The sequence below is a fragment of the Nocardioides furvisabuli genome (assembly GCF_021083185.1).
Taxonomy (GTDB): Bacteria; Actinomycetota; Actinomycetes; order Propionibacteriales; family Nocardioidaceae; genus Nocardioides; species Nocardioides furvisabuli.
The window spans coordinates 40,845-58,510 of sequence record NZ_JAIGQB010000001.1; the positions used below are offsets into that span (position 1 = coordinate 40,845).

Consider the following 17,666-nt stretch of genomic DNA (forward strand, 5'->3'; position numbering starts at 1 on the left):
CGACATCGCCGCTGGCGCGGGATCTGCGACGCGGGAAATATGAAGGGTCACCCGTTGAGCGTAGGCAGAGTGCACGGCCGCCGTCATTAGTCGTGCCGTATGAAACTCGATGCGCCACCGTTCGTTCGTACAGCACCTCAAGGGTCGGCCAGAGCGCTCGGGGGTGCCGTCACGCCGTTCGTCCCAACAACGTCCCCGCGCACGGGGCGCCTACGCGCTTGCCGGAAGGTGATAGAGGTCACCTGTCTTTCGTCGGATCGGGGTAACAGGGCACGTGACGACAACTCGCCAAGATGAGCACCAAGTGGACGAGAGGGAAACAGCATGGTCGACAGCGTCGAGATCGCAGTCGTCGGAGCCGGCTTCGCCGGACTCCGAGTAGCGCGGGATCTGAGCGCGGATGGCCACTCGGTCGTGCTGCTCGAAGCAGCCGGACGAGTCGGCGGCCGCGCATTTAGTCGAGAGTCCTCGACTGACCCCGGGACCACGGTGGAAGTGGGAGGAGCCTACTTCCACCGGCACCACCACGCCCGCCTCGCAGCAGAGGTCGACCGCTACAACGTTGAGACGCAACCTGCGGCCCCGTTCAAGGTCTTTCGGAACAAGCTTGCGCCTGGGGGACAGGATTCTGCGTTCCCCATTCCGTTCGACGAATTCCTTGAGGCCGAGAGAGTCCTCTACTGCCTCATCCGCGACGCACGCCGGATCGATCCTCACGCAGGTCTTGAGAACCAGGACCTCAAAGACCTGGACATCTCCGCGCACCACTACCTGAACGAACTGAACCCCCCGCCGGTCACCAACCAGCTGCTGCGATCGTGGATCTGGAACATGATGGGCCAGCGCGTCGAGGACGCTTCAGCCCTGTGGGTTCTCCAACTGATCGCGTCGCACGACTACTCCGTACTCGGCGTACTGCTGTCGTTGGACGAAGTCATGGCTAGCGGCACCGCAACACTGACGACCGCGATGGCCAACGACGTGGCCGATCTCCGGCTTGGTGAGTCGGTGCACTCCATCCATCAGCAGGCGGACCGGGTCGACGTCACGTACGGCGCGGAGCGTCGGTTGCATGCCCGACACGTGGTTGTCGCGACGCCCCTGAACTGCATGCGAGACCTGCGGTTCGAACCTCCCTTGGCGGGCCCGCGGGCGGAAGTCGTTGCGGAAGGACACGGAGGTCGGGGCCTCAAACTTCTCATCCACGTGCATGACGTGCCGGAAGGCATCTCGTGCACCGGTGACGGCATCTTCCCGACCTTGTATGACTACCTACCCGCTTCCGACGGCGGGCGGATCCTTGTCGGCTTCACCGACCGGGATTCCTTCGACCCCACGGATAGCGACGCGATTGAAGCTGCGGTTCACCACTATCTGCCTGAGGCCGTCGTCGTCGGAACGGATTATCACGACTGGTGCGCGGATCCACATGTCCGTGCGCCGTGGGTTTCCCCGCGGATCGGCCAGGTGACGCGCGCCCACAAGTCGCTCGGTGAGCCACACGGTCGCGTGCACTTCGCGGGCTCCGACGTATCCCTACTCTTCCCGGGCTATATCGAGGGCGCGCTAGAGACCGCCGACCGGGTGCGGTCAGAGATTCGCGGCTGAGAAGCCTCACCTGGCTTTCACTCGCCCGGGCGGAAGTCGCTCGACACCCCTGATAGGCACGGTGGCCTCACCCGTGGCGTAGTTCCGCGCAACGCTGCTCGTGCGGCTTGCAGACCTCATGGACTGGGAGTCGTCTGTGTACGACGGCGAGTACGAGCCGGCCGAATTTCAGGAACGTATCCGTCGCAGGCACAGCCTTCCCCGCCAACGTCGACCTTGTCGGCGACGACCAGGGCCCAGGACGCCGACTTCCTAGACCAGACCGGTACGTGGGTGGTCGTCACTCCATGGAGGACTGCCAGCAACAGCGCGAGCGGCGGTTGCAGGAAGGTGACAGGGATCACGACAACTTCGTCGAATATCAGCAACGCATGCTGCCCGGCTTGCCGCCCAAGATGTCCCTCACTCTCACAAGGAGGGGCCATGAGCAGCATCGTCCGAGGCCACGACCCTACTGCAACAAGGTGTGCCACCTCGGGAACAGCTCCTGTCCCACTCACGCAACTCAGGCCCGCGCGCACTACCCACCCGCGCTGCTGGACGGAGCTCGGCAACACCGCCCGCTCCTTGCCGACGTGCTTCTCGGACTGCAGTAACAGCGGCACCACCCGGGCGTACGTCTCGCCGCTGCATCCGCAAGGTGTTCGCACCTGATCCCGCTCACCGTTCGAAGGAAGAAACGACATGTACCTGACAACTGCTTCACGGATTCGCCGACTCACCGGCGCGGTCCTGGTGCTGGCGGTGATGGGAGCCGCCAGCGGCTGCAGCACCGAATCCGGTGGTCAGTCCACTACTGCTACGACGTCCAACGACGACGAAGTGGCGCAGAACGCGACCGCCGCCATTGAGAAGCTGTACGGCAACGGGACGTTCGCCGAACCGGCATCGACCGGCCCCAAGGCACAACCTGGCTACAGGGTCGCGATGGTGAGCTCGGGGACTCAGTCTCCGACAGGCACGTCCACGGCGAACGGGGCCAAGGAGGCCGCCGAGCTCCTTGGTTGGGATCTCTCCATCTATGACGGGAAGTACGAGCCCTCTGAGTACCAAGAAGGCATCCGTCAGGCCGTCTCGCAGAACGTGGACGCGATCTGGCTCTACTCGATCGACTGCCCGCTAGTGAAGACGGCACTCGAAGAGGCCAAGAAGGCAGGCATCCCGGTCTTCTCCCAAGAGGCCGCCGACTGCAGTGATGTCGACCCCAGCGAGACGTCGTACTACGAGCGGAGCCTCGAGTTCTCCGAAGGTAGCTTCATCGAGTGGGGCGAGGGTCTCGGTGCATCGGAGGCTACGTGGCTGCTTTCCAAGCTCGGGTCCAAGGCCGACGTCATCGAGGTCAGCAACACCGAGCTCGTCATCACCAAGGCTGTGCATGACGGCTTCCAGAAGGCCATGAAAGAGCAGTGCCCTGAGTGCAAGGTCACGACCCTCCCGATTCGTTTGGCGGACTTCGGGCCCGCCCTGCAGGAGAAGGTCTCGACCGCACTCCTCCGGAACCCCGAGGCGAATGGGCTGGCCTTTTCCTACGACGACCTCGTAACGGCTGGCGGTGCAGCAGCGGTCATGGCATCAGGACGGAACGACTCGCTGGAGGTCGTAGCCGGCAGCGGCTATGCGGCCAATATCGACCTCGTCCGGCAGAACAAGGGCCAGGACGCTGGGTGGACCTACGACGGCGCATATGAGGCCTGGTCGACAGCGGACATGATCAACCGGTACTTCGCTGGCGAGGACAGTGTTCCGTCAGGGGTGGGCATCTCGATGTTCGACCACGACCACGACCTTCCCCCCGAGGGCGAAGCTTGGTCGACCAGCATCGATTACCAGCCGGTTTTCAAGAAGGTATGGGGCGTCTCCTGATCCGTTCCACCAGGGGGAGGACGTCCGCGCCCTCCCCCTGGATTGGACTCACCCGCCCGGTCTCGGTCCAGGGGTCAGGACACCGCTCGGACGTGTCACTGAGAGCCGTACAATCCAGTCATGTCGATCGAGCACGACCTGCGGGCCGTCGCAGATGAGCTCATCCTCAAGATCCCCGCTATCGGTGAGGAAGTCCGGGAACGCTGCCGCTCCGGCGCGCCCAATTACTACCGACGCAACGACCCGATGCTGCTTGAAACCGAACTTCCTAGCATCACTGGCGCACTCACCAGCGTCATCCACGGCCTCCGCAACGCCCGACAGCTTCCGGAGGGTGCCTCCGAAGGCGCCTTGGAGGAAGCGAGAGTTGCAGCGCAGGCCGGCGTGGAGCTCACCGACCTTCTTCTGACCCGCCGGATCGGCCAAGTGGTCCTGTGGAACTGGATCCTCGAGACGGCCGTACGCATCGTCCCCGCGGGCCCGCGTCAGATCGCCGTCTTGAAGCAAGCCGCGGAGTATCACTTCGCGTGGAACGATCGCATCACGCATGACGTAGTAGCGACATACGAGCAGGAGAAGTCGGCGTACTTCTTCCACAGCCGGGACCGACAGCGTCGAGCAATCGTGACGGATCTTCTCAACGGAGTACCGACAGATACTGAGCAGCTCGGCTACAACCTGAAGGTCGACCATCTGGCCGTCGTCGTCTGGGGCGGTACTTCCAGGGTCGCGTTGAAGTCCTTGGCGGCGCTCTACGACGCGTCCCTCCTCGTGGTCGAAGGCACAGGCGGGACATCCCTGGCTTGGTTGGGCAACAGCCGGCTCTGCGAATCCTTCGAGCGGAAGTTCGCAACCTTCCAGCCGCCGGCGGCCACCTTCGTTGCGGTCGGGGGGCCGCTCAACGGAATCGAGGGATTCCGTCGGGCACACAGGCAGGCGTGGCAGGCTTGCCGCGTAGGACGCCTCAGATCCGAACCGATCACCCGCTACCGCGATGTCGCTCTCGAAAGCGTCGTATTGCGCGACGCGCCCGCCGCTCGCGACTTCATGACGAGCGAGCTGGGGCCGATCGGAGAGGACGACGCGCGCACGCAACTGTTGCGCGAAACGCTGCGGGCCTACTTCGACACGGGGCAGAACGCAGCCGCTACCGCAGTCCGCATTCGCGTGCATGAACGAACCGTGGCGTACCGACTCAAGTCGATCGAGGAGCGCCTGGGGTTCCCGATCAACGACCGCCGCGACGAGCTCGCCGTTGCCCTACGTCTAGCCGACGTCCTCCACGACACCAGCGATCGTCAACTGTCCATCCTCGGCGAAAGCAGCCAAGGCGAGACGGGCATCTGAAGCGACTCATACACCTCCGCGCCGGCCCCACCGCCAGACCCGAGACGCTCGGCACGTCAGCAATCCCACAAAGACCACCCCCATCTTGTCGGAGCATGCAGAGGCGATCGGAATGGTCGGCTCCCAAACTGACGCAGCGCAGTCGCGCACCCGAGCGTTAGTAAAGGAGTTCCCCATGATTCGCCACGTCTTTTCCTGGCGGGTGGCCGAGGGCCACAGCAACGACGACGTCATCGAGCTGTTGAACACCCTTCGTGAGCCGTACCCCTACATCAAGTACTGGGAGCTCGGCGCACATGAAGGCGACCCGGGCGACAACGGCCAGCCCTTCAGCGGTGTGCTGATCAACGACTTCGAGTCCTGGGATGACCTGCAGAAGTACTCGATCGACGAGTTCCACCTCGAGGTCGTGGCTAAGCTCAAGCCGAAGCTGGCCGAGCGCGCCGTAGTGGACTTCGTGCGTGAGGAGTCCTGATGGGCGAAAGGGCAGGCATCAAGGTCGCTACCAGTCCCTGGGGCCCCGATGACCAACTCGGTGCTCTCAACCACCTGAGCCCTGAGGGCTCCGCGTCAATCCTGGCGCGCGTCGACGGTTCCAAGAGCTACGACCTCAGCATTGACTACTTCGTTGGAATGCCCAGCTTCCAGGCGGCAGGCGACCCGAGCTACCAGCTCTTCATGAGCCACACACCCAGCGGTACCGTCGTCGACAACATGAACGGGGTGGGGGAGACCGGCAATCGGCACGTCTGCTACTCCGGCGACGTCGTCTTCATGTACACCCATACAGGGACGCACATCGACTCCCTGAGTCACTTCGGAGTCGACGGACATATCTACAACGGGTTCTCGGTCGAGGACAATCTTGGAAGCCGCGGCTGGACCAAGGGCGGGGCCGAGGTCATCCCGCCTATCATCACCCGTGGCGTCCTTCTCGACGTAGCCAAGAGCCACCAGGTCGAGTGTCTGCCCGATTCATACGCGATCACCATCGAGGACTGTCAAAAGGTCCTAGACAATGTGGGCATCACCCTGCAGGCCGGTGACGTCGCGATGGTCCGGACGGGACGCATGGGTTTTTGGCCCGACGGTTCAAGGGTCCTGGGCAATCCTCCCGGGCTCAGCCTGGAAGCGGCCAAGTGGCTTACCGCTCAGGGCATCTCGGCCATCGCTGCCGACCAGGAGTGCGTCGAAGTCGGGCCGTCCCAGCACGAGGACAACTGGCTGCCTGGGCACTGTCACTTCCTTGCCGAGGCCGGAGTTCCGATGATCGAACTGGTCAACTTGGAGGACCTGTCGCGGGACGACGTCAACGAGTTCTGTCTGATCGCCGCCCCCATCCGTTTGCGCGGCGCGAGCGGCGCACCGCTTCGCCCCATCGCGCTGCCGCTGCGCGCCAGTTAAGCGCGACGAGAGCCACGGACAAGGAGGAACGGGATGACCATGCCGAAGGTAGCTGTCGTCGGCGGATCGATCGCCGGTCTGACAGCGGCGAACGTGCTGCGTGACGCCGGTTGCGACGTCGACGTCTACGAACGCAGCGACACACTGCTGTCTGGTTTTGGCACCGGGATCGTGGTTCAACCCGAGCTCGTCCGATACCTGCTGGAGCGCACCTCGACAACACTGGAAGACATCAGCGTCCCCAGTCACGAGATGCGGTACTTCGACGCTGCTTCTGGAGAGAGCACGGGCAATGTTGAAGCCGGATGGCGCTTCACGGCCTACAACGCCGTCTACCAGAAGCTGCTCGACTCCTTCGGGGAGCAGCGGTACCACCTGGGCAAGGAACTCGTTAGCGTGACCCCCGGGACAGACAACTCCTCAGCCGTCTTCGCCGACGGCAGCGAAGTCGTTGCCGACCTCATCGTATGTGCGGACGGCGGCGGTTCTGTCGCGAGATCCCAACTGCTCGGTAGGACCCCCGACTACGCCGGCTACGTGACGTGGCGTGGGATGGTGGACGAACGTGACGTCTCGGCCGAAACGTGGGAATTCTTCCAGGGCGCCTTCACCTACGGGCTGCTTCCTGACGGACACATCATCGCGTATCCCATCAGTCAGGTGTCTTCCGAAGGTGTGGTGACGGGCGAAACCCGGCTCAACTTCCAGTGGTACTGGAACGTTGAGGCCGGAGCGGCACTCGACGAACTGATGACGGCGAACGACGGCAGCAGGCGTCCCGTTTCCGTTCACTTCCCGGCGCTGCCGAAGTCCAGCCTCGAAACCTTCCACGGCCGCGCGACCACCCAGCTGGCGTCCGTCTTCCGTGACCTCATCACCGGGGCTCCCCAGCCGTTCGTCACCATCGTCGCCGACGCCGATGTCCCGCGGATGGCGTTCGACCGAGTCGTTCTCATCGGTGATGCCGCGTTCACGCCACGGCCACACGCCGCGGCCGGAGCTGCGAAGGCGGCTGCGGATGCATGGACGCTCGCCGATCGGCTCGTCGAAGCGGACGGGGACGTCCGTCAGGCGTTGACGTCGTGGGAACCCGAGCGATTGATCGTAGGGCAGGCCTACCTGGCCAAGGTGCGAGCCATGGCCGCTGTTCTGCAGCACGGGGGAGAGTTCCCCCCAGGGGCGTCCGAGTACCGATTCGGTCTCCCCCAACCCGCGTAATACGGGGCACGTCCCCGCCTGCCCGCGTTGCGACTGACGCAATATTGGAACGGCGCCCAGCCGAATAGGAGAAACCGATGCAGTTGCTCAACGAGTTCGAAGTAGCGCTTCCGCCCAAGAAGACGTGGACCCTGCTCACAGACCTGGAGAAGGTCGCACCGTGTCTTCCCGGGGCCTCGATCACCTCGGTCGACGGCGACGACTACCACGGCCGCGCCAAGATCAAGGTTGGTCCGATCACCGCCGAGTACAAGGGCGTCGCACAGTTCAAGGAACTTGACGAGAGCGCGCACACGGCCGTTCTCCTGGCACGCGGCAAGGACGCCCGCGGGCAAGGAGATGCCACCGCAAACGTTAGGGCGACACTCCATCCGAAGGGCGGAGGTACCCGCGTCGTCGTCGAGACGGAGCTCGCGCTCACCGGCAAGGTCGCTCAGTTCGGACGAGGAGTGCTCGCCGACGTGAGCGGGGCACTCATGACCATGTTCGCGCAGCGGCTGCAAGAGATGGTGGCGGCCGAAGGCGGGTCCGACTCGATCGCGTCCTCGGACACCGTTGCATTGGCCGGCGCCCAGGCACCTTCGGAGACCGCGGCGACGCCCGCCCCGACGGCGTCCACCCAGTCGACCCAGACGTCGACCCAGACGTCCGGCGTGGCGGGCTCGCGTGGCAGCGAGCGCGATGACGAGGTGCTGGACGTCCTCGCGTTGGCCGGCGGCATGTCGTGGGCCAAGGCTCTTCCGACCGGTGGGGCGCTCGTCAGCGTCGTAGCCGCACTGATCAGTGTCTTCGCCGCGGGATACGCGTCGGCGCGGGCACGGTCCGCCAATCGTTGATGTCGCAACTCACCGCTGATTGAGGGAGCATGCCGTGAAGCCACCGAAGTTTCGTTATGTCGCACCGAGGACGCTGGACGAGGCTGTCGAGCATCTGGCGGCTGACCCGGACGCGAAAGTGCTGTCGGGTGGTCAGAGCTTGATGCCGCTCTTGGCGATGCGACTGGCCGCGCCCTCGATCCTGGTCGACCTACAGCATGTGCCCGGCCTCGATGGCATCGAGGACCAGGGCTCATCTGTCCTGATCGGAGCGGGCGTGACGCACCGAGAGATCGAGCGCTCAGATGTGATCGCACAGCGTCTACCGATCTTGTCGTCGGCAGTGGTCCACATTGCCCACCCGCAGATCCGGTCACGCGGCACCTTCGGCGGAAGCACTGCGCATGCCGACCCATCCGGAGAGTGGCCGACCGTCCTGCTCGCTCTTGGCGCCACCATGCACGCGGTGGGTCCTCGTGGACGGAGGACGATCGAGGCCGACGACTTCTTCGTTGGCCCTTTCACCTCCACGCTCGACGAGGACGAGATCCTGACTCACGTCTCGGTGCCCACCACCCGCACTGCCTGGTCGTTCCAGGAAGCGGCGGTCAAGCGGGGCGACTACGGACTTGCGCTTGTCGCTGCCACCGGCATCCCTCGCGATGGACAGCTTGCCGAGGCCAGGGTCAGCGTCGGCGCGGCGGTTGGCTCGGTCCGACGCCTCACGGACGTCGAACGTCTTCTGTCTCGCGGCCCCGTGACCGACGCTCTCGCCGAGGAGGCAGCCCTGACCGCAGCTGCGTCGGTCGACCCGATCTCGGACATCCATGGGAATAGCGAGTATCGCCGGAAGCTGGTCGCCTCACTCGTAAGGCGTGCCGTGCTCGAACTCAAGAACGGAGCGTGACGTGTCCACCACCCCCGAGGAGCGCCTGGACGTCTCCATGACGATCAATGGCCGCCGCTACCGCTCAACGGTAGAAGCACGCCGAACGCTGGCGGACTTCATCCGCGAGGATGCGCAACTGCCCGGCACCAAGCTCGGCTGCGAGCACGGAGTGTGCGGCGCATGTACGGTGCTGCTCGACGACTTGCCGGCGCGATCGTGCCTCACCCTCGCCGTGCAGGCGGAGGGTCGCCAGATCCGCACCGTCGAGAGCCTCGCCGAGGGCCAGGAGCTGAACACCCTTCAGCGCGCGTTCCGTGAGCAGCACGGACTCCAGTGCGGCTTCTGCACGGCCGGCTTCCTCATGACGGCAACGGCGTTGCTGGAGGAGAACCCCACCCCGACACGAGACGACATCGTCGAGACGGTTTCGGGCTCGCTGTGTCGGTGTACCGGCTACCAGACCATCGTCTCGGCGATCGAACAGGCGGCGGCCGAGGGTCAGAACGTCACGAACGGAGGCGACCAGTGAAGAAGCTCGACAAGCACCAGCACATGAGCACGCCGGCCGTGGCTGCTCGATCCGTCGGAACCCGGGTGCTGCGGTCCGAAGACCCTCGCCTTCTCACCGGGCGTGGCGAGTTCATCGCCGACATCGACCTGCCACGCCAACTGCACGTGGCGTTCGTACGCAGTCCTGTGGCACACGCGCGCATCACCAACATCGACTTGTCCGCGATCCGTGACGCGGATGGTGTCGCACTGGCGTGGTCCGGGAAGGACGTGGCCGCATTCTGCGAGGGCCTGGTCGGTGAGATGGCAGTCGAAGGCTGCGTCCCAACCACGATGCCGCTGCTTGCGGGCGACGAAGTGCTGTACGTCGGTGAGCCTGTCGCCGTGGTCGTCGCTGAATCGCGCTACGCGGCAGAGGATGCCTGCGAGCTGATCGACTGGGACTTCGAGGAGCTGCCTGCCGTCATCAACATGGACGCGGCGGCCGCCGGCGGGCCTGTGGCAAACCCGCAACTGCCCGACAACCTCGGACTCAACGGGGGCGCCAGCTTTGGCGATGTCTCAGCGGCATTCGACCAGGCCGCTCAAATCGTGGAGGGGCGGTTCTACACCTGCCGGGTGTCGGCGGCACCCATGGAGACTCGCGGCGTCATCGCCGACTACGAGTGGGCGTCGAAGACGCTTCGCCTGTGGTCGAACACTCAGATGCCGCATTACCTCAAGTACATGCTGACCGCCTACCTCGGTTTCCCGGAGCAGAGCGTCGAAGTCATCACTCCCGACACCGGCGGCGGGTTCGGCATGAAAGCACACGTCTATCCCGAAGAGATGTTGCTGCCGCTCCTCGCGAGAGAAGTCGGCCGGCCCGTCAAGTGGATCGAGGACCGACGAGAGAACCTCATCGCCGGCGCCCATGCACACGAGCAATACGTCGACATCGCCTATGCGCTCGACGCTGAGGGAAAAATCACCGGAGTCCGTACGCACGCTCTTGGTGACGGAGGCGCCTACCACATGCCCCCGTGGTCCATGGCCGTAGAGCCCTGGTGCGCCGTGGTCATGACACCCACCGGTATCTATGACGTGCCCGCTGCGGAGTACACCTACAAGGCCGCAGCCACCAACAAGACGCCTGTCGGCGCTTACCGCGGCGTCGGCTACATGGCAGGGACATTCGCCCGCGAGTGTCTCGCCGACGATGCCGCCCGTGCGCTGGGAATGTCGCCCTTCGATTTCCGCCGACACAACGTCGTGCGTGAGTTCCCGTGGACCAATCCGCAGGGCATCGTCTACCAGGAGGGAAGCTGGCGGCAGACGATCGACGCGCTCGAGGAGATGGTCGACTACCCGGCTTTCCTGCATCGCCAGGCCCAACTGCGCGAGCAGGGCCGATACATCGGACTTGGCCTCAGCTGCTTCGTGGAGAGCAGCGGCGAGAGTTCGGCGACCAGTCTCGAGCATGGGCTCGGCGACGTCTACCACGACACAGCGACGGTCCGTCTGAATCCCAACGGGACCGCCAACGTGACCATCGGTCTCTCCGCGCAGGGCCAGGGGCTCGCAACGACGATGGCTCAGATGGCAGCCGACACCTTGGGGATCAAGGTTGAGGACGTCAGCGTCCAGACAGCGCGGTCGACGGACCATGCCTACGGCTCGGGCACCATTGGCAGCCGTGGCGCAGTCGTCGCGGGTGGGGCCGTGGCACGAGCCGCAGATGTCGTCAGGGAAAAGGTGCGGCAGGTAGCCGCCCACATGTTGGAAGCGGCGACTGACGACATCGAGTTGGTCGACGGTCTCGCGTCGGTCAAGGGCGTGTCAGACGCATCCGTGTCCATCGCCGACGTGGCCACCGCTATCTACTTCGACCTCGACTCCTGGCCCAAGGACTTTGAGCCGAGCCTCGAGGCGACGCAGGCCTACGACCCGTCTCAGGCGATGTTCAGCAACGGGGGCCACGCGATCCTGGTCGAACTCGAAGCCGAGACCGGGTTTGTGCGTTTCGAGAAGATCTACTCCGTCGAGGACTGCGGCACAGTCATCAACCCCAACATCGTTGAGGGACAGATCCGAGGTGGGGTCTTGCAGGGCATCGGCGCATCGGTGTTCGAGGAACTCGCGTACGACGAGTCAGGTCAGATCCTCACGACCACTTTCCTCGACTATGGGCTGCCCACCATGGACGTCGCGCCGCCGTTCGAGATTCACCATCTCGAGACGCCTTCCTCACACTCGGCTTCGGGTGTGAAGGGGATGGGTGAGTCGGGTCTGATCGCGGCTCCAGCGGCCGTCCTGAACGCTGTCAACGACGCCCTCTCCCCGTTCGGCGTGGTGCTGCGCGACCTGCCTCTGACGCCCGAGAAGGTGCTGGATGCGATGTCAGTTGCAACGACTGCCTCCGGTCCGGACGAAGGTCTGTGACCGGAGTGGTTGGGACGGGCCCCCACAGGCTGCGCGTCGCCCTACTCCAGGTGGCGTACGGCGACGACGAGCCCTTGGCTGATCGGGTCGAGCGCGTCAGCCAGTGGATTCGTGGACTCGAACGCGCAGACTTGGTGGTGCTTCCGGAGCTCTGGGCTCATGGCGGATTTGCCTCTGCAACGTGGGAAACGACGGCCGAGCCGATCAACGGTCCCATCATCGAGCAGATGACCGCGGTCGCCCGCGATGCTGGCGTCTGGCTCCACGCCGGATCGATCATCGAAAGAGCGGCAGAGAACGGCGATCAAGGCGCCGAGGGACGCGGACTGTGGAACACCTCTGTGCTGCTCTCGCCACACGGAACCGTCCACAAGACGTATCGCAAGATCCACCGTTTCGGTTTCGGTGACGGCGAACCGCGCCTGCTGGAGGCGGGGACGGAACTCGCCGTCGCCGAGCTCGCGCACGCCGGCAGAGCCGACCGCATCGGCCTAGCGACCTGCTACGACCTCCGGTTCCCAGAACTCTTCCGTGAGCTGGGCAACCTCGGTGTCGACGTCATCGTCCTCCCGGCGGCCTGGCCGATGCCCAGGGTCGAGCACTGGAGGCTGCTGGGGCGAGCCCGAGCTCTCGAGAATCAGACGTGGGTGCTGCAGTGCAATACCGCAGGAACTCACAGCGGTATCGAGATGGGAGGCCACTCCCAGGTCGTCTCGCCGACAGGCGAGGTCGTAGCCGAGCTGGGCGCCGACGAGGGCGTCCTGTTCGCCGATATCGATCTGAGTCTCGTCGCGTCAGTCAGGGCGAACTTCCCGGTCTTGGCCGACCGCCGGATGTGAGCAGTCGGCGCATCTTGTCGGGTCGGTAACGTGGCGCTGGCGGCACGATGTGGGCGCGTGCGTGCCACGAGCGGCTGTGAGCCCTACTTGTTGACCTGGCGGTTCGTCCATGTTGTGGCTTCATGAGGGTCTCGTGCCGCCCGCGAAGGAACACCTGAGTCACTGACCGCCCGCAGTTCGCGCGAGCAAGGCGTCATAGCGGTCGCGGGTGGATCGGAGTCGGCAGAGCGCCGGCATGGCGTGGCCTGACTGCGCCGCTACCCGCGGCGTGCGCTGTCGTGGTGCGCGGCCACGCCGATGCGGGGCCGACTGGTGTAGCAACGATCCAGGCGCATCCCCCGTTGACCCCTCTCCTGCGATTGTCCCCAGGGCCGGTGGTTTGGTCGCCCGACGGCAGCCGCCCCGGTCACCTGTGATGACCGGGGCGGCGAGGATGCGCGGTGCCGTTCAGTCCGCGAGAACCCAGACCTCACGGAACTTCGTGTGGAAGGTCCAGGTAGAGACGTGACCGGCAGGGAGGAAGGCCTGCATGCCTGCCTTCAGGTCGACGCGCGAGCCGTTCTCGAGCTCGATGGTGACCTCGCCCTCAAGGACGTAGATGATCTCGTTGTACTCCAGCTCGTAGGTCGTCTTTGAGGGCTCACACTCGAAGACGCCGGTCGCCCGAGCGCCGCCTTCGTAGTTCTCGAAGAGGGTGAACCCGCGACCCTCGGGATCTCCTTCATGAATAGTGACGCCGTCGGGCTGCCACGTCTCAAGCTCGACGGTCCCCGACTCGACAGCCTTGATCTCATCCATTCTGGTCCTACCGTTCTGCAGCCTCGTGCTGCTGTGATGGGTGTGGTGTGGCCCGCGCGGCGCTGCGGTCGCGAACGCCGCGCGGAGCCGGCTCAAAGGCGGAGCTGGTTAGCGAGCCAGTCCGCCATGCGTAGACGCGGGGCGGGGCCGAGGTTGTGGCAGCAGTGATCGCCCTCAGGCTCGAGATCGATGACGATCTCGGCGTTGACTGCGTACTCCTGGAGGAGGTCCAGTTCCGTGATGGGCGTCTCGTCCTTAGCGCCGTGCATGACGTAGGTGGGGACCTTCAGCCCGGCCAGTACGGGGCGCACGTCGATGTGCTCCCGGACGCGGGCCTGCGCGGTGTCGAGATCGGGCGACTTGGTGACGTACTGCCAGCTGAGCTTCGTCATGGGGTACTCGAAGTCCCAGTCGTCCATCTGGACGAAACCCCCCCAGGTGACACACGCACGGAAACGGTCGTCCATCGAGGCAGCGCGGAGCGCGTAATGTCCACCGAGGCTGCGACCCAGAACGCCAATCCGGTCCCGGTCGATTTTCGCCTCCAGCGTCTCGAGGTAGTCGACTACCCGTGAGGTGTAGCGGTGATAGTCACCGGCCAGCGCTACGTCTTCGAACATCTCACCCTGGCCGGGGCCGTCGAAGGTGAAGGTGGCGACGCCACGCTCGAGGAGTAGATTCTCGAACATGTAGCTCTCCTCCTTCGTGCTTTCGAGGCCGCCGAGCAGCACCGCGCACGGGACCGGGCCGTCAGCTCCCTTAGGCAGGCGCAGGTAGCCGATGATCACGGTGTCGTCGATCGGCAGGTCGACGCGCTCGGCCGGCGGGTCGAGCAGGGGAGCGGCTCGGTGGTAGAGGCCCGCCTTTCGGAGTTGGCCCCTCGGGCGTCGCTCGTCGAACCACAGGAACTGTGCGTACTGAGCGGCCATCGATCCGACCCAGAACCAGTAGCCTGCGGTGAGGTCGTTGCCCTCCTCGAGGGCCGTATCGCCCATGGCCTCGTACTCGTCGGCCTTCGCCATCCAGAAGTCGAACCACGACGTGGCCGCGTCCCGACGCTGCGCGGCCAAGAGGTCGGCGAACGGCAGACCGTCCATCAGTAGGCGGCCCCAGTTCAGCATCTCTTCTTCTGCCGTCGGGACATGCGGGGTCTCGGTCGTCATCTCTTCTCCATAGGTCGGGAGCCAGCATCCTCCCGACTGCACGAACGCCAGCCGTCTACATGTTCCGCGAAACCTGAGCAATTCTTTGCCGCCCACCTAGCAACTGGAGGTCACATGTACATGTTCTGCCCATAGTGCGGTTGCGCTTGTCCCGCCTGCGAGCAGCGCAAGCGTTCCGTGCGTGGCGACACTTCGTGTCTCGATACATCGCACACGAGTGAGGACGAGCAGTGAGTAGACCTGGCGCTTCCGGCGGCCTCGGCCCTTCAGCTAAGCGATACGTGGGACAGCCAGTGCGTCGCCGCGAGGACCCTCGCCTCCTGCGGGGTGATGCACGATTCGTGGACGACGTGGACCTCCATGGGCAGCTGTACATGAGCGTGGTGCGTTCATCTGAGGCGCATGCGCTCGTTGTCTCTGTGGACGCCTCTGCTGCCAGACGCGCACCGGGCGTGCGGCTCGTCATCACGGCCGAGGACATCGACGCTGAGGTCCCGCTCGAACAAATCGGGTATCACGAGGTCTACCCCCAGATCGATGACTATCTGCACCCGGTCTTCGCGGGTGACCGCGTCCGATACGTAGGACAACCGGTTGCCGCAGTCATCGCTGACACGCCTTACCTGGCGGAGGATGCCGCCGGCTTGGTGGAGGTGACCTACGACCTTCTGCCTCCTGTGCTCGATCCGCAGTACGCGATGACCGACGAGGCCGAACCGCTCTTCGAAGGGCAGTCGAACGAGGCTGTGCGGATCGTGAAGCAGTACGGCGACGTTGCCGGCGCCTTCGGGAAGGCTGCGCACATCGTCGAGGGCCGATACGTGGTCGGGCGCCATTCTGGTGTCCCGATGGAGACCAGGGGTTGTATCGCTGAGCCCGACCGTGGACGCAAGCAGCTGTTCATGTGGGGCCCGGTCCACACCCACGACTGTCAGCGCCTGATCGCTCAGGTCCTTGAGCTGCCGCTCGCTGACCTGCGAATGAAGCATGTCGACATCGGAGGCAACTTCGGTGTGAAGGGTGGGGTCTTCCCTGAATACATCATGGTCGGTTGGGCAGCGATGCGATTGGGACGCCCGGTCAAATGGACCGAAGACCGTCTCGAGCACATGGTGGCGAACGCGCACGCTCGCGAACAGGTCCATGAGATGTCCGCAGCCTTCGACGCCGACGGCGTCCTCCTGGCGTTGAAGGACGAGATCTGGCACAACCACGGTGCCTTCATCCGACAGGCGGAGCCCCTCGTCAGTGACATCACTGTCGGGATGGTCCCGGGCCCCTACCGCGTGCCGGCCTATGACGGTCTCTTGCACGTCGTGGTCTCGAACAAGACACCTCTGTCCGCATACCGTGCCCCAGGCAGGTTCGAAGGAACCTTCGCGCGCGAGCGACTGTTCGACCTCGCTGCCGAGCAGATCGGCATCTCCCAGGTCGAGATCCGCCGACGCAACCTGTTGACCGAAGCCGACCTCCCGTTCACGCCGGGCATGGACATCTGTTTTGAGCCGTACCACTTCGACTCGGGTGACGTCGTCGACCACTTGGACAAGGCACTTGCATCGGCACACTTCGACGAATGGGAGAAGGAGGCCGCGGAACTACGAGCGCAGGGCCGACTCGTCGGCAACGGCATCGGCATGCTGATGGACAAGGCCGGCCTCGGCTTGTACGAGACCAGCGCCATCGACGTGGACGCGTCGGGACGGATCCGAGTTCGAACAGGCGCCTCATCCGTCGGCCAGGGCATCGAAACCGTCTTGGCGCAGATCGTTGCGGAGGAGCTCCAAGTTGACCCGCAGCTGATCGATGTCATCCATGGCGATACCGAGCTCGTACCAGAGGGCGTCGGTTCATGGTCCAGTCGGTCCACCGTCCTGGCCGGAGGAGCCGCGCGCCAGGCTGCTCTCGACACGCTTGCCAAGGCCAAGCGGCTCGCCAGCGAGATGCTTGAGGCGAACGTTGACGACCTGGTCCTCATCGACGGCCGCATCGTGGTGTCCGGTCTGGAGCAGGAGGGCTTGAGTCTGGCGCAGATCGCCGAGCGTTGGGATGGGTGGTCGGCCAGGTTGGCCAACGACGAGCCGGGTCTCGGCGCGCAGGCGGTCTACCTGGATGAGCACATGAACTACCCATACGGGGTCACGCTCGTTCAGATCGAGATCGACCCGGCGACCGGCGGTCACACCCTGAGGCGCTTCCTCACCAGCACCGAAGCCGGACGAGCCATCAATCCGATGACCACCCGCGGCCAAGTGATCGGCGCAGCGGCACAAGGCATCGGCGGCGCCCTCTATGAGGAGTTCCTCTACGACGATGCCGGTCAGCCGCTGGCGACGTCCTTCATGGACTACCTTCTGCCGACCTCCCTCGACGTGCCTGACGTCGACTTCTTCATGACAGAGGACGCTCCGACGCCCAACAACCCGTTCGGAGCAAAGGGGTTGGGTGAGGTCGGCCTCATCGCTGTGGGCGCAGCCGTGGCCGGTGCCATCGACGACGCCTTCGGCGAGGGAGTACGCACGATCAAGGTGCCCGTCCCGCCGGAAACGCTCTGGCGGCGGACCCACCCCACGCCGCCCGCCGACGAAGCGGACACGGTGTGAGGCACGACACCCGGAACACGTCAAAGGGTCCTCTCGCATTGTCTGAAACCAACTAGTCCAACTCGGCGTAAAAGGTCCACAGTGGCTCGTCTTCGCGGCCCGCAAGGCCCCGACGGCGTTGAAGGCCGAACCACGCAGCGGACCCAGGTGCACAGCTGCCACCTCAGGAGTGCCAATGAACGAACAGA

14 protein-coding genes are annotated in these 17,666 nt (G+C 64.7%); 12 read left to right on the plus strand and 2 right to left on the minus strand.

Annotation, left to right across the window (positions count from 1 at the left end):
• Positions 1-324 precede the first annotated feature (324 nt).
• From K4G59_RS00170 to K4G59_RS00220, 11 genes are all read left to right on the plus strand, one after another.
• Positions 325-1,608 carry a flavin monoamine oxidase family protein gene (locus tag K4G59_RS00170; protein WP_231248475.1) on the plus strand — a complete coding sequence of 428 codons (1,284 nt, stop codon included), beginning with the start codon at positions 325-327 and terminating at the stop codon, positions 1,606-1,608.
• A gap of 684 nt (positions 1,609-2,292) precedes the next feature.
• On the plus strand, positions 2,293-3,471 hold the full coding sequence (locus K4G59_RS00175) for a sugar ABC transporter substrate-binding protein (protein WP_231248476.1): 1,179 nt from the start codon (positions 2,293-2,295) through the stop codon (positions 3,469-3,471).
• Between the two features lie 120 nt (positions 3,472-3,591).
• Entirely contained in the window at positions 3,592-4,818 is a 1,227-nt protein-coding gene (locus K4G59_RS00180) for a PucR family transcriptional regulator (protein ID WP_231248477.1), read from the plus strand.
• Positions 4,819-4,993: 175 nt separating this feature from the next.
• Positions 4,994-5,293 (plus strand): Dabb family protein, encoded by a 300-nt coding sequence (locus tag K4G59_RS00185; RefSeq protein ID WP_231248478.1) that lies wholly within the window; start codon positions 4,994-4,996, stop codon positions 5,291-5,293.
• On the plus strand, positions 5,293-6,222 hold the full coding sequence (locus tag K4G59_RS00190; protein WP_231248479.1) for a cyclase family protein: 930 nt from the start codon (positions 5,293-5,295) through the stop codon (positions 6,220-6,222). The genes K4G59_RS00185 and K4G59_RS00190 overlap by 1 nt, the downstream gene beginning before the upstream one ends.
• 33 nt (positions 6,223-6,255) lie before the next feature.
• Positions 6,256-7,440: an FAD binding domain-containing protein gene (locus tag K4G59_RS00195; RefSeq protein ID WP_231248480.1), complete on the plus strand. Its 1,185-nt coding sequence runs from the start codon at positions 6,256-6,258 to the stop codon at positions 7,438-7,440.
• Positions 7,441-7,517: 77 nt separating this feature from the next.
• Complete coding sequence (locus K4G59_RS00200) at positions 7,518-8,276, plus strand: SRPBCC family protein (protein WP_231248481.1); 759 nt, start codon at positions 7,518-7,520, stop codon at positions 8,274-8,276.
• A 34-nt stretch (positions 8,277-8,310) separates the two neighbouring features.
• A complete protein-coding gene (locus K4G59_RS00205; RefSeq protein ID WP_231248482.1) occupies positions 8,311-9,162 on the plus strand; it encodes an FAD binding domain-containing protein in 852 nt (283 codons plus the stop codon).
• 1 nt (position 9,163) lies between these two features.
• Positions 9,164-9,673, plus strand: a complete 510-nt coding sequence (locus tag K4G59_RS00210) for a (2Fe-2S)-binding protein (protein ID WP_231248483.1) — start codon at positions 9,164-9,166, stop codon at positions 9,671-9,673.
• Positions 9,670-12,075, plus strand: coding sequence for a xanthine dehydrogenase family protein molybdopterin-binding subunit (locus tag K4G59_RS00215; protein ID WP_231248484.1), 2,406 nt, complete (start codon positions 9,670-9,672; stop codon positions 12,073-12,075). The genes K4G59_RS00210 and K4G59_RS00215 overlap by 4 nt, the downstream gene beginning before the upstream one ends.
• Positions 12,072-12,914 (plus strand): carbon-nitrogen family hydrolase, encoded by an 843-nt coding sequence (locus K4G59_RS00220; protein WP_231248485.1) that lies wholly within the window; start codon positions 12,072-12,074, stop codon positions 12,912-12,914. The genes K4G59_RS00215 and K4G59_RS00220 overlap by 4 nt, the downstream gene beginning before the upstream one ends.
• A 447-nt stretch (positions 12,915-13,361) precedes the next feature.
• On the opposite strand, the gene K4G59_RS00225 is transcribed toward K4G59_RS00220, so the two are convergent.
• Together K4G59_RS00225 and K4G59_RS00230 are read right to left on the minus strand one after the other, a co-directional pair.
• Positions 13,362-13,712: a cupin domain-containing protein gene (locus K4G59_RS00225; protein WP_231248486.1), complete on the minus strand. Its 351-nt coding sequence runs from the start codon at positions 13,710-13,712 to the stop codon at positions 13,362-13,364.
• A gap of 92 nt (positions 13,713-13,804) precedes the next feature.
• Positions 13,805-14,875, minus strand: a complete 1,071-nt coding sequence (locus K4G59_RS00230) for an alpha/beta hydrolase family protein (protein ID WP_231248487.1) — start codon at positions 14,873-14,875, stop codon at positions 13,805-13,807.
• 281 nt (positions 14,876-15,156) lie between these two features.
• Between K4G59_RS00230 and K4G59_RS00235 the strand changes: the two genes are divergently transcribed.
• A complete protein-coding gene (locus K4G59_RS00235; RefSeq protein ID WP_308189312.1) occupies positions 15,157-17,478 on the plus strand; it encodes a xanthine dehydrogenase family protein molybdopterin-binding subunit in 2,322 nt (773 codons plus the stop codon).
• Positions 17,479-17,666 lie beyond the last annotated feature (188 nt).

What these genes read in the sequence shown, in the direction of transcription:
- K4G59_RS00170 (WP_231248475.1), top strand. Translation starts at nt 325, where the DNA reads ATGGTCGACAGCGTCGAGATCGCAGTCGTCGGAGCCGGCTTCGCCGGA.
- K4G59_RS00175 (WP_231248476.1), top strand. Translation starts at nt 2,293, where the DNA reads ATGTACCTGACAACTGCTTCACGGATTCGCCGACTCACCGGCGCGGTC.
- K4G59_RS00180 (WP_231248477.1), top strand. Translation starts at nt 3,592, where the DNA reads ATGTCGATCGAGCACGACCTGCGGGCCGTCGCAGATGAGCTCATCCTC.
- K4G59_RS00185 (WP_231248478.1), top strand. Translation starts at nt 4,994, where the DNA reads ATGATTCGCCACGTCTTTTCCTGGCGGGTGGCCGAGGGCCACAGCAAC.
- K4G59_RS00190 (WP_231248479.1), top strand. Translation starts at nt 5,293, where the DNA reads ATGGGCGAAAGGGCAGGCATCAAGGTCGCTACCAGTCCCTGGGGCCCC.
- K4G59_RS00195 (WP_231248480.1), top strand. Translation starts at nt 6,256, where the DNA reads ATGACCATGCCGAAGGTAGCTGTCGTCGGCGGATCGATCGCCGGTCTG.
- K4G59_RS00200 (WP_231248481.1), top strand. Translation starts at nt 7,518, where the DNA reads ATGCAGTTGCTCAACGAGTTCGAAGTAGCGCTTCCGCCCAAGAAGACG.
- K4G59_RS00225 (WP_231248486.1), bottom strand. Translation starts at nt 13,712, where the DNA reads ATGGATGAGATCAAGGCTGTCGAGTCGGGGACCGTCGAGCTTGAGACG.
- K4G59_RS00230 (WP_231248487.1), bottom strand. Translation starts at nt 14,875, where the DNA reads ATGACGACCGAGACCCCGCATGTCCCGACGGCAGAAGAAGAGATGCTG.